This window comes from Embleya sp. NPDC020886, from assembly GCF_044333915.1.
Classification (GTDB): domain Bacteria; phylum Actinomycetota; class Actinomycetes; order Streptomycetales; family Streptomycetaceae; genus Embleya.
The window spans coordinates 1-25,530 of record NZ_JBIRRX010000033.1 but is presented as its reverse complement, the minus strand read 5'-3'; the positions used below and the strand labels follow the sequence as shown (position 1 = coordinate 25,530).

The 25,530-nt window shown below is 72.9% G+C and carries 4 protein-coding genes and 1 pseudogene; all 5 read left to right on the top strand.

Features of this window, described 5'->3' with window-relative positions:
* Positions 1-2,215, top strand: a 2,215-nt coding sequence (locus tag ACH4U8_RS45750) for a beta-ketoacyl reductase (protein ID WP_395784655.1), incomplete at its 5' end; no start/stop codon positions are given.
* Positions 2,216-2,242: 27 nt separating this feature from the next.
* Positions 2,243-12,874, top strand: a complete 10,632-nt coding sequence (locus tag ACH4U8_RS45745) for an SDR family NAD(P)-dependent oxidoreductase (protein ID WP_395784659.1) — start codon at positions 2,243-2,245, stop codon at positions 12,872-12,874.
* Positions 12,875-12,909: 35 nt separating this feature from the next.
* Positions 12,910-17,742, top strand: a pseudogene (locus ACH4U8_RS45740) (type I polyketide synthase); the annotation flags it as partial.
* Positions 17,743-17,780: 38 nt separating this feature from the next.
* A complete protein-coding gene (locus ACH4U8_RS45735; RefSeq protein WP_395784653.1) occupies positions 17,781-24,185 on the top strand; it encodes an SDR family NAD(P)-dependent oxidoreductase in 6,405 nt (2,134 codons plus the stop codon).
* Positions 24,182-25,530, top strand: a 1,349-nt coding sequence (locus tag ACH4U8_RS45730; RefSeq protein WP_395784657.1) for a type I polyketide synthase, incomplete at its 3' end; no start/stop codon positions are given. The genes ACH4U8_RS45735 and ACH4U8_RS45730, both read left to right, overlap by 4 nt.

The following is a 25,530-nucleotide window of genomic DNA, read 5'->3' as shown; positions in this document are numbered from 1 at the left end:
CGGCGTGCTCACCGCGATGGGCCCGGAGAACGTGGCCGACGCGTCGTTCACCGCGCTGCAACGCCGGGACCGACCGCAGGTGCGTACCGCCGTGACCGCGTTGGCCCACCTGCACACCGCCGGCCACACCGTCGACTGGTCCCACCTGTTCACCGGGACCGCCGCGACGCTGACCGACCTGCCCACCTACGCCTTCCAACATCGGCACTACTGGCTGGACGTCGACCCGTTGTTCACCGCTCGGCCGCAGACGCCGGGCGACGGTTGGCACTACCGGATCGACTGGCGCCGGCGCTCGGCCGGGACGTCGGCCGGCCTCTCCGGTCGTTGGTTGTTGCTGGTGCCCGAGTCGGACGAGCGTTTCGTGTGGGTGGCCGGCGCCGAGCAGATGCTGACCGAGCGCGGTTGTGCGGTGATCCGCGTACAGGTTCCGGCCGCAGCGGATCGCACCGCGCAAGCCGCCGTCGTGCGGGACGCGGTCGCCGGGCAGCGGATCGACGCCGTGCTCAGCCTGTTGGCGTTCGACGACCGGCCACACCCGGACGCGGAAGCGGTGCCCATCGGACTGGCCGCCGTCGCGAACACCGTGCAGGTCTGCGAGGAACTCGGCCTCGGACGTCTGTGGGTCGCCACCCGGCAGGCGGTCTGCGTCGGCGGTGCCGATCCTGCGGCGGAGACCGGTCAGGCACAGGTCTGGGGCCTGGGCCGGGTCGCCGCGCTGGAGAAGCCGCAACTGTGGGCCGGGCTGGTCGACCTCCCGGAGCGTGCCGACGCCCGGATCCGGGAACTGGTCGCCGACGTGCTGGCCGCGCCGGATGGGGAGGACCAAATCGCCGTGCGCGAGCACGGTGTGTTCGTCCGGCGCATGGTGCGTTCGTCCGCATCGACCACCGCCCGGGAATGGCAGCCCGGCGGAACCGTGCTGGTCACCGGCGGTACCGGCGGCGTCGGAGCCAATATCGCGCGTTGGCTGGTCACCCAGGACATCGAGCGGTTGTTGCTGGTCGGCCGTCGCGGTGCGGAGGCCCCGGGGGCGGCTGCGCTGCTCGACGAGCTGACCGCGTCCGGCATGCCGGTGGCCATCGAGGCGTGCGACGTCACCGATGCCGCCGCGGTGCGCCGGTTGGTCGACTCGATCCCCGCCGACCGCCCGCTGAGCGCGGTGATCCACGCCGCGGGCACGCTGGACGACTGTTTGATCGACTCGCTCACGCCACAACGTTTCGCGGGCGCACTGGACGTCAAGATCAAGGGTGCGCTGAACCTGCACGAGTCGATCGAGGACTCGCATCTGGTGCTGTTCTCCTCGCTCGCCGCGACCGTCGGCACCAAGGGACAGGGCAACTACGCCGCGGCCAACACGTTCCTCGACGCGTTCGCCGAGCAGCGCAGCGCGGCCGGACTGCCCACCACCTCGATCGCCTGGGGTGCCTGGCAGGGCGACGGCATGGTCGCCGATCATGCCGTCGCAAGCCGGACCCGCCGCTACGGCCTGCCGCTGATGGCGCCGGATCGTGCCATCGCCGCGCTGCGACACGTCATGACCGAACCGGCGGCCGCGCACATCGTGGCCGACATCGACTGGTCGCGGTTCGCCGCGGACTTCACCGCATCGCGGCCGAGCCGGCTGATCGCCGATCTCCCCGAGGTGCGCGCACTGGGCGAGCTCGGGCCGGCCACGCGGGGCACCGATCTGCCCGCCGCGCTGGCCGCGATGCCCGAGGACGAGCGCGGACCCGCTCTGCTGGAGCTGGTGCACGAACTGGTCACCACCGTGCTGGGACACGATTCGGCCCCGGATGCGGGCCAGGCGTCGCGATCCGCGATAGGACCGGACAGTTCCTTCCACGGCATCGGCTTCGACTCGCTCACCGCCGTCGAACTGCGCAATCTTCTGGTCGTCCGGGTCGGCGTGCAACTGCCCGCGACCCTCGTCTACGACTACCCGACTCTCGCGTCGCTGGCCGAACACCTGGACGAGCACCTGGCCTTCGAGGACCGGGGCGTGGATGGCCTGCTCGCCCAACTGGACACGCTGGGCGCCAAGCTCGCGGTCGCCGAGCTGAACGCGGACGAACGCTCCCGGATCACGCACAGATTGAACGAGATCCAGTCCGCCTGTGCGCCGCGGTCGGATCCCGCACGCGACCTCCAGTCGGCGTCCCGCGCCGAGGTGCTCGACTTCCTCACCAACGAACTCGGAATCTCCCGCTGACAGTTGACCGTTTTCGACCGCTGCCGGATGCCCGGCGCAGGTAGCAGGCCGACCACCGACTCGACGGACGCACCGGAAGTGAATCCACCAATGCCTAACGACGAAGAGCTGCTCGACTATCTGAAGCAGGCCGCCGCCAACCTGCACGAGGCACGGCAGCGGGTGCGGGAGTTGGAGGACGGCGATCGCGAGCCGATCGCGATCGTGGGCATGAGCTGCCGGCTGCCCGGTGGTGTGCGCTCGCCGGAGGAGTTCTGGGAACTGTTGGACGCGGGTGTGGACGCGGTGTCGGAGTTCCCGCAGGACCGCGGCTGGGATCTGGAGAACCTCTTCGACCCCGACCCGGCCGCGCCGGGCAAGTCGTATGTCCGCGAGGGCGGATTCCTGCGCGACGCGGGGGAGTTCGACCCGGCGTTCTTCGGGATCTCGCCGCGTGAGGCGTTGGTGATGGATCCGCAGCAGCGGTTGTTGCTGGAGTGTTCGTGGGAGGCGATCGAGCGGGCCCGGATCGACCCTCGGTCGCTCAAGGGCAGCCGGACCGGCGTGTTCGTCGGCAGCAACGGTCAGGACTACGGCACCCTGTTGTTGCGTGCGGACGAGCGGTTGCACGGCTACCTGGCCACTGCCGCGTCGGCGAGTGTGCTCTCCGGGCGGATCTCCTACACGCTGGGCCTGGAGGGGCCGGCGATCACGATCGGTACGGCCTGTTCGTCCTCGCTGGTGGGACTACACCTGGCGGCACGGGCGTTGCGCGCCGGGGAGTGCGAACTGGCCCTGGCCGGCGGGGTGACGGTGATGCCGACACCGCGGCTGTTCGAGGTGTTCTCCCGGCAACGCGGTCTGGCCGTCGACGGCAGGTGCAAAGCGTTCGCGGGCGCCGCCGACGGGACGGGCTGGGGCGAGGGTCTGGGGATCCTGCTGTTGGAGCGGCTGTCGGACGCTCGGCGGCTGGGCCATCGGGTACTGGCCGTGGTGCGGGGCACGGCGGTGAACCAGGACGGCGCGTCGAACGGGTTGACGGCGCCCAACGGACCGTCGCAACAGCGGGTGATCCGCGAGGCGTTGGCCAACGCGGGCCTGGTGCCGGGCGATGTGGACGTGGTCGAGGCGCACGGGACCGGGACGGCGCTGGGTGATCCGATCGAGGCGCAGGCGCTGCTGGCCACCTATGGGCAGGGCCGGCCCGCCGATCGTCCGCTGTGGCTGGGGTCGGTGAAGTCGAACGTGGGGCATGCGCAGGCGGCCGCGGGGGTCGCCGGCGTGATCAAGATGGTCCTGGCGATGCGGGCGGGTGTACTGCCGCGGACGTTGCACGTGGACGAGCCGACCCCCGAGGTGGATTGGTCCTCGGGCGCGGTGCGACTGCTGACCTCGGAGCAGGCGTGGCCGGTCGTGGACGGTCGGCCGCGCCGGGCGGGTGTGTCGTCGTTCGGCATCTCGGGCACCAACGCGCACGTGATCGTCGAGCAGGCGCCGGAGGTCGCCCCGGTCCCGATCCCGGACGTCGACTCGACGCCGGCCGTGCTGCCGTGGGTGTTGTCGGGGCGGACGGCGCAGGCGTTGCGGGCGCAGGCGGCGCGGTTGGCCGCGCATCTGTCGGCAAGCCCGGAGTCGGCCGTCCCGGACGTGGGTTGGTCGTTGGCGTCGACCCGCAGTGCCTTCGAGCATCGTGCGGTGGTCGTGGGCCTGGACCGGGAGGAACTGCTCGCGGGTCTTGGTGCCGTGGCCGGGGGAGGGGCCGGGCCGGGTGTGGTTTCGGGTGCGGCGCGGTCCGGCGCCCTGGGCTTCGTGTTCGCCGGGCAGGGCGGCCAGCGGCCGGGGATGGGCCGGGGTCTGTACGAGCGATTCCCGGTGTTCGCCGAGGCGTTCGACGCGGCGGCGGCGGAGCTGGATCGGCGGTTGACGGGCCACGTCATGCATCCGGTGCGGGACGTGGTGTTCGGTGCCGAGGGTACCGAGGGTCTGCTGGACGAGACGGTGTTCACCCAGGCGGGGCTGTTCGCTATCGAGGTGGCGCTCTACCGGCTGGCCGAATCCTTCGGGGTGCGGCCGGGGCACGTGGTGGGGCATTCGATCGGCGAGTTGGCGGCGGCGCACGTCGCGGGCGTGTGGTCGTTGCCGGACGCCTGCGCGGTGGTGGCCGCACGCGGCCGATTGATGCAGGCGTTGCCGTCGGGCGGTGCGATGGCGGCGGTGGGACTGGGGCCGGACGAGGTCGAGGGGCTGTTGACGCCGGGTGTGGTGGTCGCCTCGGTGAACGGGCCCGGTCAGGTGGTGGTCTCCGGTACCGAGGAGGCCGTGGCGGCGGTGGTCGCCGAGGTGTCGGCGCGAGGCGGCCGTGCGCGTCGGCTGCGGGTGTCGCACGCGTTCCATTCCCCGTTGATGGAGCCGATGTCGGCGGAGTTCCGGCGGGTCCTGGAGTCGGTGCGCTTTGACCGCCCGGGGTTGTCGGCGGTGTCGGGTGTGACGGGTTCGTGGGTGGATCCGGATGCGTGGTGTTCGCCGGACTACTGGGTTCGCCAGGTGCGTGAGCCGGTGTTGTTCGGCGCGGGCGTGCACACCCTGTTGCACGCGGGTGTCTCGACGTGGGTGGAGCTGGGGCCCGCGGGGGCATTGGCCGGGGCGGTCGCCGAATGCGCCGACGAGGCCGGCGTCGAGGTGGCCTCGGCGGTGGCGTTGCGTGCGGGGCAGGACGAGGTGCGGACCGTGTTGTCGGCGTTGTCCGCGGTGCATGTCGGCGGACATCCGGTCGACTGGGCACCGATGTTCGCCGAGGCTCGCGCCGTCGACCTGCCCACCTACGCCTTCCAACACCAGCACTACTGGATCCACACCGGCCCGAGCGCGGGCGAACCGGCGGAGATCGGCCTCGCCGACGCCCGGCACCCGTTGTTGGGCGCCACCGTCGCCATCGCGGGCGAGGACAGGGTGGTGCTCACCGGACGGTTGTCGCTGCGCACCCACCCGTGGTTGGCCGGCCACACCGTGCTGGGCTCGGTGCTGCTGCCCGGCACCGCACTGGTCGATCTGGCCCTGCGCGCCGGCGACGAGGTCGGCTGCCCGGCCCTGGAGGACCTGACCCTCCATCAGCCGCTGGTGATTCCGCAGCGGGGCTCGGCGCAGGTGCAGATGGTCGTCGGTGCCACCGAGAACGACGGCAGACGTGCCCTCACCGTGCACGCCCGGCCCCACGACGAGCACGTCGAGCACGAGTGGACCCTGCACGCGAGCGGTCTGCTGGCTCCCGCGGATGCCCCGGAGCCCGCTCCGTCGATCGCCCAGTGGCCGCCGCCGCAGGCGCAGACCGTCGACCTCGACGACTTCTACCCCGGCCTGGCCGACCACGGCTACCACTACGGTCCGCTGTTCCAAGGGCTGCGGGCCGTGTGGCGACAGGCCGACGAGATCTTCGCGGAGGTCGCCCTGCCCGAGGTGGCCGGCGCCGAAGCGGCGAGATTCGGCATGCATCCGGCCCTGCTCGACGCGGCCCTGCACGCCGCCCGGCTGGGCGAGTTCCACGAACGGCCGGACGGCAAGTACCTCCCGTTCGCCTGGACCGGGGTGGCCCTGTGGAGTCGGGGCGCGACGGCCGTGCGGGTGCGGGTCTCCAAGGCGGGTACCGATGCCATCCGGCTGGACGTCACCGACACCGCGGGCCGACCGGTCCTGACCGTCGATGCGCTGGCGCTGCGCCCGATCTCCGCCACGCCGCTCGACCTCGGCACATCCGATGCCCTGTTCCGCCTCGACTGGACGCCGGTGCCCGCGGCCGACGGCTCCGGACTGCGCATCGCCACCGCGAGCACGCCGGAGGAGGCACTCGCGCACGACTGCGACATCGTGGTGGTGCGGTGCTTCGACACCGACACGGAGACCGCCCCCCAGGCCGACGTCGACGCGGCGCCCGAGGCCGATGCCACGCACGCGGCCACCCACCGCGTGTTGGCCCTGCTCCAGCGCTGGCTGACCGCCGACACCGGCGCCAGGTTGGCGCTGGTCACCCGACGGGCCGTGGTGATCGGCGACGACGAGCCGGATCTCGTGCACGCGCCGTTGTGGGGACTCGTCCGGACCGCGCAGACCGAGCACCCCGACCGTTTCGTGCTGATCGATGTGGACGATCCCGGCTCCGCGACACCCGCCCTGGCCGCGGCGATCGCCACCGGCGAACCACAATCGGCGATCCGGGACGGCAGGATCCTGGTCCCCCGGTTGGCCCCCGCCGTCGTGCGGCAGGCCCCGGCCGGGTGGAACCCCGACGGCACCGTGCTGATCACCGGCGGATCCGGAACGCTGGCCGGACTCGTGGCCGAGCACGTCGTGCGGAACCTGGGTGTACGCAGGCTGATCCTGGCCAGTCGCAGCGGCAGGCCCGCCCCGGGGAGCGAACTGCTCGACGGGGAGATCACCTCGGTGCGCTGCGACGTGTCCGAGCGCGCCGCGGTGGACCGACTTCTCGCCTCGATACCGGGCGAACATCCGCTCACCGCGGTCGTGCACACCGCCGGTGTCCTGGACGACGGTGTCCTGCACGCACTGACCCCCGAACGCATCGACACCTCGTTCGCGGCGAAGGTGGACGGCGCCCGGCACCTGCACGAGGCGACCGCCGACCTGGACCTGGCCGCGTTCGTGCTGTTCTCCTCGGCCGCGGCCACCCTCGGCTCCGCCGGGCAGGGCAACTACGCCGCCGCGAACGCCTACTTGGACGCGCTGGCCACCCACCGCAGGAGGCTCGGGCTGCCCGCGGTCTCCCTCGCCTGGGGACTGTGGGCCCAGGACAGTGGCATGACCCGCGGTCTCGGCGACGCCGAACTCACCCGAATCTCGCGGATCGGCGTCACCGCGCTGACCTCCGAGGAGGGCATGCGGCTGTTCGACGCCGGATGCGCCGCCGAGCACGCCGTGTTGTTGCCGATGCGGGTGGACACCGCGATGTTGCGCGCCCGACGCGAGCACCTCCCGGTGCCGATGCGCGGTCTGGTCCGCGAACCGGCCCGCGCCCGGCGGGACTCCTCGCTCGCGGACCGGCTGGGTGGGCTGACCGGCGCCGAACGCAGCCGGATGGTGCTCAACATCGTGCGTAGCGCCGTCGCCGACACCCTGGGCTACAACGCCGCCGACGGTGTGCGACCCGAGCAGAACCTGCACGAGGCCGGCTTCGACTCGCTGACCGCGGTGGAGTTCCGCAATCGGCTCGCCGCCGCCACCGACCTGCGGCTGCCCGCCACGCTGACCTACGACTACCCGAGCCCACGGGCGATCACCGAGCATGTGCTGACCCGGCTGATCGTGCCCGAGCCGGAGGCTGCGGCGAACACCGAGGTCGCCGCGCCGGTCCAGGACGATCCGATCGTCATCGTGGGCATGGCCGGTCGTTACCCGGGCGGCGTCCGCACGCCCGACGACCTGTGGGACCTGGTCGTCTCCGGCGGCGACGGCATATCCGAGTGGCCGGTCGACCGCGGCTGGGACACCCGGAACCTGTTCGACCCCGACCCGGACGCGGTCGGCAAGTCGTATGTGCGCGAGGGCGGTTTCCTGCACGAGGCGGGCAGGTTCGACGCCGACTTCTTCGGGATCTCGCCCCGCGAGGCGCTGGCGATGGACCCCCAGCAGCGCCTGCTGTTGGAGTGTTCGTGGGAGGCGCTCGAACACGCGGGCATCGACCCCGTCTCGCTCAAGGGCAGCCGAACCGGGGTGTACGCGGGCGTGATGTACCACGAGTACGCCTCCCGGCTGGGCGCGGTGCCGGCCGGATACGAGGGCACGCTCGGCACCGGAAGCGCCGGCAGCATCGCCTCCGGGCGGATCTCCTACACCTTCGACTTCGTCGGCCCGGCGGTCACCGTGGACACGGCGTGCTCGACCTCCCTGGTCGGACTGCACCTCGCCGCCCAGGCGTTGCGGGCCGGCGAGTGCGAGTTGGCGTTGGCCGGCGGGGTGACGGTGATGCACACCCCGCGTCCGTTCGTCGAGTTCTCCCGGCAGCGCGGACTGGCCGCCGACGGCCGCAGCAAGGCGTTCGCCAAGGCCGCGGACGGCGTGGCCTGGGCCGAGGGCGTCGGAATCCTGGTGCTGGAGCGGCTTTCCGACGCCCGGCGGCACGGGCACGAGGTGCTGGCGGTGGTGCGGGGTTCGGCGATCAACCAGGACGGGGCCTCGAACGGGTTGACGGCGCCGAACGGTCCCTCGCAACAGCGGGTGATCCGGGCCGCGTTGGCCAACGCGGGCCTGGCACCGGGCGATGTGGACGTGGTCGAGGCGCACGGGACCGGGACGGCGCTGGGCGATCCGATCGAGGCCCAGGCGCTGCTGGCCACCTACGGGCAGGGCCGGCCCGCCGATCGTCCGCTGTGGCTGGGGTCGGTGAAGTCCAACATCGGCCACACCCAGGCCGCCGCCGGCGTGGCGAGTGTGATCAAGATGATCCGGGCGATGCGCGAAGGGGTGCTGCCTCGCACGCTGCATGTGGACGAGCCGACGCCGGAGGTGGATTGGTCCTCGGGCGCGGTGCGGTTGTTGACCGCGCAGCAGGAGTGGCCCGCCGAGCACGGCCGGCCGCGCCGGGCCGGGGTGTCCTCGTTCGGCATCAGCGGTACCAACGCGCACCTGATCCTGGAACAGATACCGGACGAACAACGGGACGAGGCACCGGCATCCGCGCCGCACGTGATTCCGTGGGTGTTGTCCGGCCGCTCGCCGCAGGCACTGCGGGCGCAGGCCGCACGGTTGGCCGAGCACCTGTCGACCAAGCCGAACTCGACCGCCCTGGACGTGGGTTGGTCGTTGGCGACCACCCGCAGCGCGTTCGAGCAGCGTGCGGTGGTCGTGGGCGCGGACCGGCAGGAGTTGCTGGCCGGGCTGTCGGCGGTGGCCGTCGACGGTGCCGGCGCCGATGCGGTCGCCGTGGACGACGGTCCGGTCCTGGTGTTCGCCGGCCAGGGATGCCAATGGGTGGGAATGGGGCGGGAGTTGTCCGAGTCGTCCGCGGTGTTTCGCGAGTCGATGCGGCGGTGCGCCAAGGCGCTGGCTCCGTTCGTCGACTTCGAGCCGCTCGACGTGCTCGACGACGCCGCCGCCCTGGCCCGGGTCGAGGTCGTACAGCCCGCGTTGTGGGCGGTGATGGTGTCGCTGGCCGAGGTGTGGCGGTCCTGGGGTGTCTCGGCCGCCGCGGTGATCGGGCACTCGCAGGGCGAGATCGCCGCCGCCACGGTGGCCGGGGCGTTGTCCGTCGAGGACGCCGCCCGAGTGGTGGCGGTACGCAGCCGGTTGATCGCCGAGAAACTCTCCGGCCCGGGCGGGATGGCCTCGATCGCGTTGCCCCGCGACCAGGTCGTCGCGATGCTCCCGGAGCACCCCGGGGTGTCGATCGCGGCCGCCAACGGCCCGTCGTCCACCGTGGTTTCGGGCGACCTCGCCGGGCTGGTCGCGCTGCTGGCCTCCTGCGACGCCGGCGGGATCCGGGCCCGGCGGATCGACGTGGACTACGCCTCGCACTCGCAAGAGGTGGAGTCGATCCGCGACGAGTTGGTGACCGCGTTGCAGGGGATTCGTCCGCTGCCCGGTGACGTGCCGTTCGTGTCGACGGTGACCGGTGAGCGCATCGACACCGCCGAACTGGGCCCGGAATACTGGTACGGCAACCTGCGCCGCACCGTGGAGTTCCAGGCGGGCGTGCAGTACCTGCTGGACCGGGGACATCGGGTCTTCCTGGAGGCCAGCCCGCACCCGGTACTGACCGTGGGCATCGAAGAGACCGCGGACGGCGTGGTGGCGTTGGAGAGCCTGCGCCGGGACGAGGGCGATCTCACCCGGATGGTCGGCGCGGCGGCCGAAGCCTGGACCCGGGGTGTGGCGGTCGACTGGATGCCGTTGCTCGCCGGCGGCCGACGGGTGGAACTGCCCACCTACGCCTTCCAACACCGGCAACACTGGCTGGACGCGACGCCCGGCCACGCGGGTGACGTGGCCGCGGTGGGACTGGCCGAGGCCGGGCACGCGCTGGCTCCCGTGACGGTGGAACTGCCGGGCGGCCGGTCGGTGTGGACCGGACAACCCTCCACCCGGGCGTTTCCGTGGCTGGCGGACCACGCGGTGCTGGGATCGGTACTGCTGCCCGGCGTGGCCTGGGTGGAACTGGCGTTGCACGCCGGACACCGGGTCGGCTTCGGCGCCGTGGAGGAGCTGAACCTCCAGGCACCGCTGCTGCTGGACGAGTCGGCCCCGGCCGGGATCAGGGTGGTGGTCACCGAGCTCGACGACCCCGACCGCCGGGCGGTGTCGATGCATTCGCAGCGCCCGGACGGGACCTGGACGACCCACGCGGAGGGCATCCTCGGCGTGGCCGCTCCGCCCCCCGCGGCTCTCACGCAGTGGCCGCCCGCCGGGGCCGCGGCGCTCGACGTCGACGGGTTCTACGAGAGACTCGAAGCGGCCGGCTACCACTACGGCGACGCGTTCCGCGGCCTGCGGCGGATCTGGCGGAGCGGCGAGGAGCTGTACGCCGAGATCGCGCTGCCCGGGGACGGGACGAGCGAGGGGTTCGGCATCCACCCCGCACTGTTCGACGCGGCCCTGCACGGCATCGCCTTCGACGACGCGGCCGGGCACCGTCCCGGCGAGACCCGACTCCCGTTCTCCTTCACCGACGTGCACCTGTTCGCCACCGGCGCGACCGCGCTGCGGGTGCGGATCGACCCGCGCGAATCCTCCTGGCGGGCCTGGGACGGCGACGGACTCCCGGTGTTCGACATCGGACGGCTCGCCACCCGGCCGGTCGACGCCGGGCAGTTGGCGACGAAGCCCGCGGAAGTCCTGTTCGGGATCGACTGGCAGCCGGTGACCCCGGCCCCCGGATCCGTTGCCGGCTCCGCGGTCGTCCTGGGCCCGGACTCCCTCGGCCTGGCCGCCGCACTGGAGCACGCGGGCCTGCGGGTCGACACCGCCGCCGACCCGGCCGCCGTACGGATCGTGCCCGACCTGGTCCTGCTCCCGTGCCGGTGGCCCGCGGCCGATCGCGACGAGCCGCCCGCGGCCGTGCGCGCGGCGACCGGGCGGGTCCTCGGCGTGTTGCAGGAGTGGCTCACCGACGCCCGCTTCGCCGAATCCCGCCTGGTCGTGGTCACCCGCGACGAGTCCCGCGACGGCCTCGTGCACGGCACCGTCCGGGCACTGCTGCGCACTGCGCAGACCGAGAACCCGGACCGGATCACCCTCCTCGACCTGGACGACCACCCCGACTCGATCGCCACCGTGCCCGGCTTCGCGGCCGGCCCCGAACCCGAGGTGCTGGTGCGGGCCGGCCTGGGCAAGGTGCCCCGACTGGCCCGGATCGGCGAGCCGACCGGGGGCGGTTCGCTGGGCACCGGTACCGTCCTGATCACCGGTGGCACCGGCACCCTGGGCGCACTGCTGGCCCGGCACATCGTGGAGACACACGGCAACACCCGGCTCCTGCTGGTCGGCCGCGCCGGCCCCGCGGCCGCCGGCGCCGCCCGGCTGCACGCCGAACTCACCGAACTGGGCGCACACGTCGACATCGTGGCGGCCGACGTCGCCGACCGCGGCGCCGTGGCCGAACTGCTCGCCGGAGTGGACCCGGAGTACCCGCTGTCCGCCGTCGTGCACGCCGCCGGTGTGCTGGACGACGGCGTGCTCGGCAACCAACCCGGGCAGTGGCTGGACGCGGTGTTGCGCCCCAAGGCCGATGCCGCCTGGCACCTGCACGAACTGACCGCCGACCTGCCGCTGAGCGCGTTCGTACTGTTCTCCTCTGCCGCCTCGGTTCTCGGCGCGGCCGGCCAGGCCAACTACGCGGCGGCGAACGGCTTCCTGGACGCGCTCGCCGCGCACCGCGCGGCCCGCGGCCTGCCCGGCCTGTCGCTGGCCTGGGGACTGTGGGCCCAGCGCAGCGAAATGACCAGGCAGGTCGGGTCCGCGTCGCGCAACATCGCCGCGGTCGGCGCGCTGTCCGCCGCCGAGGCCCTGGCCGCCTTCGACGCCGCGCTCGGCGCCGCTGCGCCGCTCGCGGTACCCATCCGACTCGACACAGGGTCCGGGCACGAGGTGCCGGCGATGTTGCGCGGCCTGGTGCGGGCGCCGCGGCGGACGGTCGCCGCCGCGGCTCCGGCGACCGACGGACGGTTCGCACAGCGGTTGGCCGAGCTGAGCGGCGAGGAACGGCTGCACCTGGTGCAGGACGTCGTACTCGGCGCGGCGGCCGCGGTGCTCGGACACGAGAGCCCGGACGCGATCGTCCCCTCGCGAGGTTTCCTCGACCTGGGCTTCGACTCGCTGACCGCGGTACGGCTGCGCAACAGGCTGGCCAAGCACTTGGATCTGCGGCTGCCCGCCACCACCGTCTTCGACCACCCGAGCCCGGAACGGCTCGCCGCCTACCTGGTCGGGCGGTTGGTGGGCACGGTCGACGCCACCGGATCGGCGCTGGAACGGCTGGACGTGCTGCGCCGCGACCTCACCGGCCCGACCTCGCACGCACTGGACCGGGGCCTGATCGCCCAACGGCTGACCGCCCTGCTGGCGGAGCTGCGGTCGTCGGCCGCACCCGCCGACGACGTCGGCGACCTGGATACCGCGACCGCGGACGAGATCTACGCCTACCTGGACGACGAGCTGGGAATCGGAGGTGCGCAGTGAACGGCGACGACAAGGCGCTCGGATACCTGAAACGGGTCACCGCGGAACTGCGGTCCGCTCGCGAGCGGGTGCGCGAACTGGAGTCGGCGGCCGTCGAGCCGATCGCGATCGTCGCGATGGCCTGCCGCTTCCCCGGCGGCGTCCGCACCCCGGAGGAGCTGTGGGACCTGGTCGCACAGGGCCGCGACGCGATCGCGCCGTTCCCGGCCGACCGGGGCTGGGACGCCGACCTCTTCCATCCCGACCCGGACGCGCCCGGCAGGTCCTATGTGCGCGAAGGCGGATTCCTTTACGACGTCGCCGACTTCGACCCCGGATTCTTCGGTGTCTCGCCGCGTGAGGCGTTGACGATGGACCCGCAACACCGGCTGCTGCTGGAGTGTTCGTGGGAGGCCCTGGAGCGGGCGGGCATCGGCCCGGCCGCGTTCGCGGACAGCCCGATCGGTGTCTACACCGGACTGATGACCCACGAGTACGCGACCCGACTGCCTCGCGTCGACGAGGACGTCGAGGCGTTCGTCGGCATCGGCAACGCCGGCAGTGCGGCCTCCGGGCGGATCTCCTACACGTTCGGGCTGACCGGGCCCGCGGTCACCGTGGACACGGCCTGTTCGTCCTCGCTGGTCGCCCTGCACCTGGCCGCGCAGGCGCTGCGGCAACGACAGTGCTCGCTGGCGTTGGCCGGCGGAGCGTCGGTCATCTCGGCGCCGACCGTGTTCACCACCTTCAGCAGGCAGCGCGGACTCGCGGCGGACGGTCGCTGCAAGGCGTTCTCGTCCACGGCGGACGGCACGGGCTTCGGCGAGGGTGTCGGGGTGCTGGTGCTGGAGCGGATTTCCGACGCCCGGCGGCACGGGCACGAGGTGCTGGCCGTGTTGCGCGGTTCGGCGGTGAACCAGGACGGTGCCAGCAGTGGGTTCACCGCGCCGAACGGCCCGTCGCAGCAGGCGGTCGTCCGGCAGGCCCTGGACGATGCCCGGCTGACGCCGGATCAGATCGACGCGGTGGAGGCGCACGGCACCGGCACCACGCTGGGTGATCCGATCGAGGGGCAGGCACTGCTGGCGGTCTACGGACCCGGTCGGCCCGCCGATCGTCCGCTGTGGCTCGGCTCGCTGAAGTCGAACATCGGCCACACCCAGGCCGCCGCCGGGGTCGCCGGCGTGATCAAGACGGTGCTGGCGATGCGGGCGGGCGTGTTGCCGCGGACGTTGCACGTGGACGAGCCGACCCCCGAGGTGGATTGGTCCTCGGGCGCGGTGCGACTGCTGACCGCGCAGCAGGCGTGGCCCGTCGAGCACGGTCGGCCGCGCCGGGCCGGGGTGTCCTCGTTCGGGATCTCCGGCACCAACGCGCACGTGATCGTCGAACAGGCCCCGGACGAGCCCTCCGACGACGTCGTGGTGGCCGGCCCCGACGTACTGCCGTGGGTGTTGTCCGGCCGGTCGCCCGAGGCGTTGCGGGCACAGGCCGCGCGGTTGGCGGCGCACGCCACCGCTCGTCCGGAGTCGGCCGCGCTGGACCTGGGCTGGTCGCTGGCCGCCACGCGCGGTGTGTTCGAGCACCGTGCCGTGGTGGTCGGCCGCAGCCGCGAGGAGTTGCTGGCCGGCACGTCGGCGGTGGCCGCCGGGGGCGAGCATCCCGGGGCGGCCGGCGTCCACCGCGGCGTGGTGCTGGTGTTCGCCGGCCAGGGATGCCAATGGGTCGGCATGGGGCGGGAGTTGTCCGAGTCGGCCGCGGTGTTCCGCGAGTCGATGGGGCGTTGCGCCGAGGCGTTGCGGCCCTTCGTCGACTTCGACGTGCGGGCCGTACTGACGGACGAGACGGCGCTGGCGCGGGTGGAGGTCGTGCAGCCCGCGCTGTGGGCGGTGATGGTCTCCCTCGCCGCGCTGTGGCGGTCCTGGGGTGTGCCGGTGTCCGCGGTGATCGGGCATTCGCAGGGTGAGATCGCCGCCGCGACGGTGGCCGGGGCGCTGTCCGTCGACGACGCCGCGCGGGTGGTGGCGTTGCGGAGCCGGCTGATCGCCGAGAGGTTGTCCGGGTTGGGCGGGATGGTGTCGGTGGCGTTGCCGCGCGACGAGGTGGTCGCCCTGCTCGCCGACTACCCCGACGTGTCGGTGGCGGCGGTCAACGGGTCGTCGTCCACCGTGGTTTCCGGTGACATCCCCGGGCTGGACAAGCTGCTCGCCGCGTGTGCGGGGCAGGGGGTGCGGGCCCGGCGGATCGACGTGGACTACGCCTCCCACTCCGCGCAGATCGAGCTGATCCGCGACGAACTGCTCACCCTGCTCGACGGGATCACCCCGCGAACCGCCGAACTCGCGTTCGTGTCGACGGTGACGGGCGAGCGGATCGACACCGCCGAACTGGGCCCCGAGTACTGGTACCGGAACCTGCGGCAGACCGTGGAATTCCGGGCCGGTGTGCGCCACCTGCTGGACCGGGGGCACGCGGTGTTCATCGAGTCCAGCCCGCACCCGGTCCTGACCGTCGGCATCGAGGAGACGGCCCAGCACCATCAGGCGGTGGTGCTGGAGAGCCTGCGCCGGGACGAGGGAGACCTCACCCGGATGGTGACGGCGGCCGGCGAAGCCTGGATTCGAGGTGTCGAGATCGACTGGACGCCGCTGCTGGCCGGCGGCCGGCGGGTGCAACTGCCCGGATACGCCTTCCAACGCTCGCGCTACTGGCTGGAAGCCGCGGACCGGCCCCGGCCCGCCGCCGAGGAGGGGGACCAGGACTTCTGGGCCGCCGTCGACCAGGGCGACCCGGACCGACTGGCGGCCCTGCTTCGGGGTCCGGCAGGGCAGGACCACGACGACCTGCGCCCGCCCCTGGCGCACGTGTTGCCGGCGCTGGCCGACTGGCGTCGGGAACGGCGGCGCAAACTCGCCGCGGACGCCCTGCGCTACCGGGTCGTCTGGCGGCCGGTCGCCGACCCCCGGCCCCCCGCCGAGCCGATCGCCCGCTGGACCGTGGTCGTGCCCGCCGAACTCGAACACGACGCGGACACCGACCGGATCCGCGCGGCCCTGGCCGGCGCCGGCGCCGACATCGACCTCCTGGCCCTGGGACCGCAGGACACCCGGGCGACGCTCGCCGAGCGGCTGGGCGTCGTCCGCCCCACCGCGCTGGTGTCCCTGCTGGGACTGGCCGAGACCACGCACCGGGACCACGACGTACTGCCCCGTGCCGTGTCGGACACCGTGCTGCTCGTCCAGGCGCTGACCGACGCCGCCGTGCGAGCCCGCCTGTGGACGCTCACCCGCGGCGGCGTCGCGGCCACCGGCACCGACTCGGTGGACTCCACAAAACCCGCGCAACTGTGGGGTCTTGCACGGGTGTTCGGGTTGGAACACCCGGAGTCGTGGGGAGGTCTGCTCGACCTGCCGGCCGAACTCGACGAGCGCACGGCGGCCCTGCTGCTCGCCGCCCTGTCCACCCCGGACGGCGAGGACCAGCTCGCCCTGCGCCCGGCCGGGCTGCTGGCCAGGCGGCTGGTCCGGGCCCCGGCACCCGAAAGCGCGGGCAGCGCCCCGCGGTTCCGCGACACCGCGCTGATCACCGGCGGCACCGGCGGCCTGGGCGGCCACGTCGCCCGCCGGCTGGCGCACGCCGGTGTACGGCACCTGGTGCTGGTCAGCCGCCGCGGCCCGGACGCGGAAGGCGCGGATCGACTGCGCGAGGAGCTGGTCGCCCTCGGCGCCCGGGTCACCATCGCCGCGTGCGACGTCGCCGACCGCGCCGCCCTGGCCACGCTCCTGGAGCAACTGCGCACGGCCGGCCCGCCGATCCGCACCGTCGTGCACACGGCGGGCTCGGGACGGTCCGCGCGGCTGCTGGACACCGACGCGGCCGAGATCGCCGCAGTGCTCGCGCCGAAGGTGGCGGGCGCGCGAAACCTGCACGAACTGCTCGGCGATCTGGACGCCTTCGTACTGTTCTCCTCCGGCGCGGGAGTGTGGGGCAGCGGCGGACAGGGTGCGTACGCGGCGGCCAACGCCGACCTGGACGCACTCGCCGAACACCGCCGCGGTCGGGGCCTGGCCGCCACGTCGGTGGCCTGGGGCGCCTGGGCCGGCGAGGGGATGGCGACGGGGGCCGCCGAGGAGCGCCTGCACCGCCAGGGGCTGCGGTTCATGGATCCGCAGGTCGCGATCGGCGCCCTGGATCAGGCGCTCGAACACGACGAGGGCACCCTCGTCGTCGCGGACATCGACTGGCCGACCTTCGCCGCGCGCTACACGTCGGCGCGCGATCGGCCGCTGATCGGCGAGATTCCCGAGGCCCGGCCGGTGCGAGCGCCGGAACCGGCGGAGCAGACCCCGGACCTGGTCGCCAGGTTGGCCACGCTCTCCGGGGACGAGCGACGTCGGGCGCTGCTCGGCGCGGTGGCGGCGCAGGCCGCGGTGGTGCTCGGGCACCCCGACGCGGCCGCAGTCCCGGTCGACCGGTCGTTCCGCGACCTCGGCTTCGACTCGCTCACCGCGGTCAAGCTGCGCAATCGGCTCGCGGCGGCCACCGGACTGAGCCTGCCGGCCGGCCTGGTCTTCGACCACCCGAACCCCGCGGCGCTCGCGACGTACCTCGGCTCGCGGCTCGCCTTCGACGAAAACCCGGTCCGCTCCGCCCTGTTCGAGGACCTGGCCCGACTGGAGTCCACCGTCGCGGCACTGTCCTGCGACACCCTGCCCGCGGTCGTGCCGGACGTCCGGGAGCGGGCGGCGCTCACCGCGCGGCTGCGCGCCCTGCTCACCGGATGGGACCAGGCCCGGGGCGGCGATCAGAGTGCTTCCCGAGAACAGGTCGACGACGTGAGCGACGACGATCTCTTCGACTTCATCGACGCCAAATTCGGCCGTTCCTGACCTCTGTCGACTACCACGCGAAAAGGATGGGTCTCTCCATGGGGGACGAAGACAAGCTCCGCACCTATCTCCGGCGCGTCACCGCCGACCTGGCGGACGTGACGGAGCGGTTGCAGCAGGCAGAGGACCGGTACTGCGAGCCGATCGCCATCGTGGGCATGGGCTGCCGCTATCCCGGCGGCGTGCGGTCGCCCGAGGACTTCTGGACGCTGCTCGACGACGGCGTCGACGCGGTCGCCGGGTTCCCCGACGATCGCGGCTGGGACCTGGACGAGCTGTACGACCCGGACCCCGACGAGCCGGGCAAGTGCTACGTCCGCGACGGCGGCTTCCTGTACGACGCGGGGGAGTTCGACCCCGGGTTCTTCGGCATCTCGCCGCGCGAGGCCCTGTCGATGGATCCGCAGCAGCGGCTGCTGCTGGAGTGTTCCTGGGGCGCGCTGGAGCGGGCCGGCATCGACCCGGTGTCGCTGCGCGGCACGGACGTCGGCGTCTACATCGGCGCCTGGAACGGCCACTACGGCAGGACGAGCGGGGCGGAGAGCTCCGAGGGCCACCTGCTGACCGGCAACGCGTCCAGCGTGGTCTCCGGCCGGGTGTCCTACGTGCTCGGTCTCCAGGGCCCCGCCGTCACGGTGGACACCGCGTGCTCCTCCTCGCTGGTCGGGCTGCATCTGGCCGCGCAGGCGCTGCGGGCCGGGGAATGCGACCTGGCGTTGGCCGGCGGCGTGACGGTGATGTCCACACCGTTGGCGCTGGTGTCCTTCTCCCGGCAGCGGGGACTGGCCTGGGACGGCCGCTCGAAGGCGTTCTCGGCGTCCGCCGACGGCATGGGCATGGCCGAGGGCGTCGGCGTACTGGTACTGGAGCGGCTCGCCGAGGCCCGGCGCAACGGCCACGAGGTGCTGGCCGTGCTGCGCGGCTCGGCGGTGAACCAGGACGGCGCCTCGAACGGCCTGGCCGCGCCGAACGGGCCGTCCCAACAGCGGGTCATCCAGGCGGCGTTGGCCAACGCCCGGCTCGCCCCCTCGGACATCGACGTGGTCGAGGCGCACGGCACGGGTACCGCCCTGGGCGACCCGATCGAGGCGCAGGCGCTGCTGGCCGCGTACGGGCAGGGGCGGCCGGCGGATCGTCCGCTGTGGCTGGGGTCGGTGAAGTCCAACGTCGGGCACACCCAGGCCGCCGCCGGCGTGGCGAGCGTGATCAAGATGGTGCTGTCGCTGCGCGAAGGCGTATTGCCCAGGACCTTGCATGTGCAGGAGCCGACGGCGGAGGTGGACTGGTCCTCGGGCTCGGTGCGGTTGTTGGCGTCGCCGCAGGAATGGTCCGCCGGGCACGGCCGGCCGCGCCGGGCCGGGGTGTCCTCGTTCGGGATCTCCGGCACCAACGCCCACGTGATCGTCGAGGAGGCGCCGCCCGCCGAGTCCGCTCGGGACCGGGCCGAGCGCGCACCGGTGCCGGACGCGCTGCCGTGGGTGTTGTCCGGCCGCACCGCGGCGGCACTGCGGGCACAGGCGGCGCAACTGGGCGCGCGGGTGGCGCACCTGGACCCCGTCGACGTGGGCTGGTCGCTCGCGACCACCCGCAGCGCGTTCGAGCACCGCGCGGTGGTGGTGGGCCGGGACCGGGAGGATCTGCTCGCGGGCCTGGCGGCAGTGGCCACCGGCCCCGACGGCCCGGCGGCCACTGTGCGAGACGGTGCGGTGCTGGTGTTCGCCGGCCAGGGGTGTCAATGGCTCGGCATGGGCCGGGCACTGCTGGAGTCCTCCGCGGTGTTCCGGGACTCGATGCGGCGGTGCGCCAAGGCGCTGGCTCCGTTCGTCGACTTCGAGCCGCTCGACGTGCTCGACGACGCCGCCGCCCTGGCCCGGGTCGAGGTCGTACAGCCCGCGTTGTGGGCGGTGATGGTGTCGCTGGCCGAGGTGTGGCGGTCCTGGGGCGTCCCGGTCGGCGCGGTGATCGGGCACTCGCAGGGCGAGATCGCCGCAGCCACGGTGGCCGGGGCGTTGTCCGTCGAGGACGCCGCCCGGGTGGTGGCACTGCGGAGCCGGTTGATCGCCGAGAAACTCTCCGGCCCGGGCGGGATGGTGTCGGTGGCGTTGTCCCGGGAGCGGGTCCTGCCGCTGCTGGCCGACTACCCGGGCGTGTCGGTGGCGGCGGTCAACGGCTCCTCGTCCACCGTGGTCTCCGGCGACGTCGCCGGCCTGGAGGAATTGCTCGCCGCGTGTGAGGCCGACGGGATCCGGGCCCGGCGGATCGACGTGGACTACGCGTCGCACTCCGCACAGGTGGAGACGATCCGCGAGGAACTGCTCGCGGCCCTCGCGGGCATCTCGCCCCGCAGCGGCGAGCTGCCGTTCGTGTCGACGGTGACCGGCGAGCGGATCGACACCGTTGAGCTCGGCCCCGAGTACTGGTACCGCAACCTGCGGCAGACGGTGGAATTCCGGACCGGTGTCCGGTACCTGCTGGACCAGGGCCACGCCGTGTTCCTCGAATGCAGCCCGCACCCGGTCCTGACGGTCGGGATCGAGGAGACCGTGCACGAGGCCGGCGGGCAGGCCGTGGTCCTGCAGAGCCTGCGCCGCGACGAGGGCGACCTGGCGCGGATGATCACCTCGGCCGGCGACGCCTGGGCCGGCGGCCTGCCCATCGACTGGCCGGCCATGGTGCCCGGCGGCCGGCGGGTGGGCCTGCCCACCTACGCGTTCCAGCGCGAGCGCCTGTGGCTGGAGCCGCCGCGTGCGCACGCCGGTGACGTGGGCGCGGCCGGACTGGTCGAGGCCGGCCACGAACTGCTGCCCGCAGCGGTGGAGTTGCCGGGCGGGCAGTGGGCGTGGACCGGCCGGCTGGCATTGACGCAGTATCCGTGGCTGGCCGATCACCAGGTGCTCGGCTCGGTGCTGGTGCCGGGCGTGGTGTGGGTCGAGCAGGCCCTGCACGCGGGCCACCAGGTCGGCTTCGGCTGCGTCGAGGAACTGACCCTGCAGGCACCCCTGGTGCTGGACGAGACGGAGTGGGTACAGATCCGGGTGGTCGTCACCGACATCGGCGAGCCGGAGCGGCGGTCGGTGTCGGTGCACTCGCGCGGCGCCGAACAGGACTGGGTGACGCACGCCGAGGGGTTCCTGACGATCGAGGGACGGCAGCCGCAGAGCATGGCGGTCTGGCCGCCCGCCGGGGCGACCCCGGTGGAGGCGGACGGGTTCTACGAGCGACTGGACGACGCCGGATACCGCTACGGACCGGTGTTCCGCGGCGTCCGCAAGGTGTGGCGGGCGGGCGAGGAACTGTTCGCCGAGGTCGACCTGCCCGAGGACGTCGACGTATCCGGATTCGGCCTGCACCCGGGCCTGTTCGACGCCGCGCTCCAAGCCGGCGCGGTCGGTGCGCTCGGCGCCGGCGAGACCCGGCTACCGTTCTCCTTCACCGACGTGCAACTGTTCGCCACCGGCGCCCGGTCCCTGCGGGTACGGGTCGGCCCGGCCGGTGCACAGGGAAGGTCCTGGCACGCCTGGGACGGCACCGGACTGCCGGTGTTCAGCCTCGCGAACCTCGCCACCCGGCCGGTCGAAGCCGACCAACTCGCGGCCAAGCGCCCGGAATCGTTGTTCAAGGTCGGCTGGGACGAAGCCGTCCCCGTGGTCGGGACCGACGCCCGAGCCGCGCGCGCCGCGGTGCTGGGGGACGACCCGCTCGGCCTCGCCCCGGCCCTGGAGACCGCCGGTTGGCAGGTGGCCACCGCCGCCGAGCCGGCGTCCGTCGAGCCGGTACCCGAGGTGCTGGTGCTGCCGTGCGTGCACCCGACCCGGCCCGATCAGGACGTGCCCGCAGCCGTCCGGGCGGCCGTCGGGCACGTGCTGGCCGTGATCCGGGACTGGCTCGCCGACGAACGGTTCGCCGACTCCCGGCTGGTCGTGGTCACCCGCAACGCCCTGCCCGGAGACCTGATCCACAGCCCGGTCTGGGGCCTGGTGCGATCCGCGCAGACCGAGAACCCCGGGCGGATCACCCTCGTCGATGTCGACGACCACGCGGACTCGCTCTCGACGCTGGCCGAGGTGATCCACGCCGACGAACCCCGGGTCATGGTCCGGGCCGGCAAGGCCACCGCCGCCCGACTGCTGCGCGTCACGCCCACCGACCTCGTGCCGCCCGCCGGAACGGCCGCCTGGCGACTGGAGATCACCGAACCGGGCACCTTCGACAACCTCACCCTGGGCGCCTACCCGCACGCCGAGAAGCCACTGGCGGACCACGAGGTGCGCGTCGCGGTACACGCGGGCGGCCTGAACTTCCACGACGTGGTCGCCGCCCTGGGCATGGTCGACGACGACCTGACGCTGGGCCGCGAGGCCGCCGGCGTGGTGGTGGAGGTCGGCGGCGCGGTACCGGACCTGGCCCCGGGCGACCGGGTGATGGGCATCCTGTCCGCGGGCTTCGGTCCGCTCGCGGTGACCGACCACCGCTACCTGGCGCGGATCCCGGCGAGTTGGACCTTCACCCAGGCGGCCTCGGTGCCCGCGGCGTTCCTCACCGCCTACTACGGCCTGTGCGACCTCGGCGGGGTCGGCGCGGGCGACCGCGTACTGATCCACGCCGCCGCCGGCGGTGTGGGCATGGCGGCCGTGCAGATCGCGCGGCAACTGGGCGCCGAGGTGTTCGGCACCGCCAGTCCGGGCAAGTGGGGCACGCTGCGCGAACTGGGGCTGGACGACGCGCACATCTCCTCCTCCCGCACCCTCGACTTCGAAAAGAACTTCCTGGCGGCCACCGACGGACGCGGTGTGGACCTGGTACTGAACTCGCTGGCCCGGGAGTTCGTCGACGCCTCGCTGCGACTGATGCCCGGCGGCGGCCGGTTCGTGGACATGGGCAAGACCGACATCCGACACCCCGAGCAGGTGGCCGAGACCCATCCCGGTGTCGCCTACCGGGCCTTCGACCTGGTCGAGGCCGGTCCGCAACGGACCGGCGAGATGCTCGCCGAGATCGTCCGACTGTTCGAGGCCGAAAAGTTGCGGCTGCTGCCGATCACCCAGTGGGACGTCCGCCGGGCGCCGGAGGCGTTCCGGCACATCAGCCAGGCCAAGCACGTCGGCAAGATCGTGCTCACCGTTCCCCGGGCGATCAGGACGGACGGCACGGTGCTGGTGACCGGAGCCGGCGGCACGGTGGGCGGGTTCGTCGCCCGACACCTGGTCACCGAGCACGGCGCGACCCGCCTGCTGCTGATCGGCCGCAGCGCCGAACGCACCGAACTGGTACGCGAACTCACCGAACTCGGCGCCACCGTCACCTGGGCCTCCTGCGATCTGGCCGACGCCGAGCGGCTGGAGCAGGTGCTGCGCTCGGTCGACGACCGGCACCCGCTGGTCGCGGTGATCCACTCGGCGGGCGTGCTGGACGACGGAGTGATCGGCAAGCAGACCCCCGAACGCCTCGACACCGTGATGCGCCCGAAGGTCGACGCGGCGTGGAACCTGCATCGACTGGTCGGCAACGCGCCACTGACCGACTTCGTGCTGTTCTCCTCCGCCAGCGGGGTCCTCGGCGGCGCCGGTCAATCCAACTACGCGGCGGCCAACGCCTTCCTCGACGCACTGGTCGAACACCGCCGCGCGGCGGGCCTGGCCGGCCAGTCGCTGGCCTGGGGCCTGTGGACCGACCGCAGCGCGATGACCGGACGACTGGGCTCCACCGAGCTGGCCAGGATCGCCCGCAACGGTGTCGCCGGGATGTCCGAACAGGACGGACTGGCCCTGTTCGACGCCGCCCGCGACACGGGTGAGGCACTACTGCTGCCCATGCACCTGGACGTCGCCGGCCTGCGGGGCCGCAGTGGCGAGGTGCCGGCGATGTTCCGCCGACTGGTGCGCTCCGCGACCCGGCGCACGGTGAGCGCCGCCGTGCAGGACTCCGGTCTGGAACAGCAACTCGCGTCGTTGACCGCGGCCGAACGCGGTGAACTGCTGCTCGGCCTGGTGCGCGAGCACGCGGCGGCGGTGCTCGGCCACGGCACCGCGGACGCGATCGCCACGGACCGACCCTTCCGGGAGCTGGGCTTCGACTCGCTGACCGCGGTCGAGCTGCGCAACAGGTTCACCGCGCTCACCGGGCTGCGATTGCCCGCCACCGTGGTCTTCGACCATCCGACACCGCAGGCCCTGGCCAAGTACCTGGACGGGCTGCTGACCACCGACCCGGTGTCCCCGACCGAGCCGGTACTGGCCGCGGTCGGCCGGTTGCGCGGCGAACTGCGCGGTCTCGACCCGGCCGCCGACGGCATCGACGACGTGACGATCCACCTGGAGGCGCTGCTCGTCGAGTGGCGCGCGGCGACGGCGGCGCGCGAGCGGGTGACCGACTACGACGACCTGTCGGCGGCCACCGACGAGGAGATCTTCGCCATGGTCGACAGCGACCTGGGGGAGTCCTGATGACGGCCGGGTCCACCGAGGAAAAGCTCCGCGACTATCTGAAGAAGACCGTCGCCGATCTGCGCAGCGTACGACAGCGGCTGCGCGAGGCCGAGCGCAAGGACGCGGAGCCGATCGCGATCATCGGCATGAGCTGCCGACTGCCCGGCGGAGCCCGTTCACCGGAACGGTTCTGGGAGCTGCTCGACCACGGCGTGGACGCACTGGCACCGCTGCCCACCGACCGGGGCTGGGACCTGGACGCCGCGTTCGACGAAAACCGCTCCTATGTCCGCGAGGGCGGATTCCTCTACGACGCCGGGGAGTTCGATGCCGAGTTCTTCGGGATCTCGCCGCGTGAGGCGTTGGCGATGGATCCGCAGCAGCGGTTGTTGCTGGAGTGTTCGTGGGAGGCGATCGAGCGGGCCCGGATCGACCCCCGGTCGCTCCAGGGCAGCCGAACCGGCGTCTACTTCGGCACGATCGGTCAGGACTACTTCTCGCTGTTCGCCGGATCGGGCGGCGAGTACGCGAACTACCTGGCCACCGCGTGTTCGGCGAGTGTGATGTCCGGCCGGGTGTCCTACGCACTGGGCCTGGAGGGCCCCGCGGTCACGGTGGACACCGCGTGTTCGTCGTCACTGGTGGGACTGCACTCGGCCGCACAGGCGTTGCGGGCGGGCGAGTGCGATCTGGCGTTGGCCGGTGGTGCCACCGTGATGGCGACGCCGACCGTGTTCACCGCGTTCTCCCACCAGCGCGGGCTGGCCACCGACGGCCGAGCGAAGGCGTTCTCGGCCGCAGCCGACGGAGCGGGTTTCGGCGAAGGCGTCGGCGTGTTGGCGTTGGAGCGACTGTCGGACGCCCGGCGAAACGGCCACGAGGTGCTGGCCGTGGTGCGGGGTTCGGCGATCAACCAGGACGGCGCCTCGAACGGGTTGACGGCGCCGAACGGTCCCTCGCAACAGCGGGTGATCCGGGCCGCGTTGGCCAACGCGGGCCTGGCGCCGAGCGATGTGGACGCAGTCGAGGCGCACGGGACCGGGACGGCGCTGGGCGATCCGATCGAGGCCCAGGCGTTGTTGGCGACGTACGGGCGCGGTCGGCCGGCGGATCGTCCGTTGTGGCTGGGGTCGGTGAAGTCCAACATCGGGCATTCGCAGGCCGCCGCCGGGGTCGCCGGTGTGATCAAGATGGTCCTGGCGATGCGGGCGGGCGTGCTGCCTCGGACGTTGCACGTGGACGAGCCGACCCCCGAGGTGGATTGGTCCTCGGGTGGGGTGCGGTTGTTGGCGGAGGCTCGGTCGTGGTCGACGGTGGGTGGTTTGCCGCGGCGGGCGGGGGTGTCGTCGTTCGGGATTTCCGG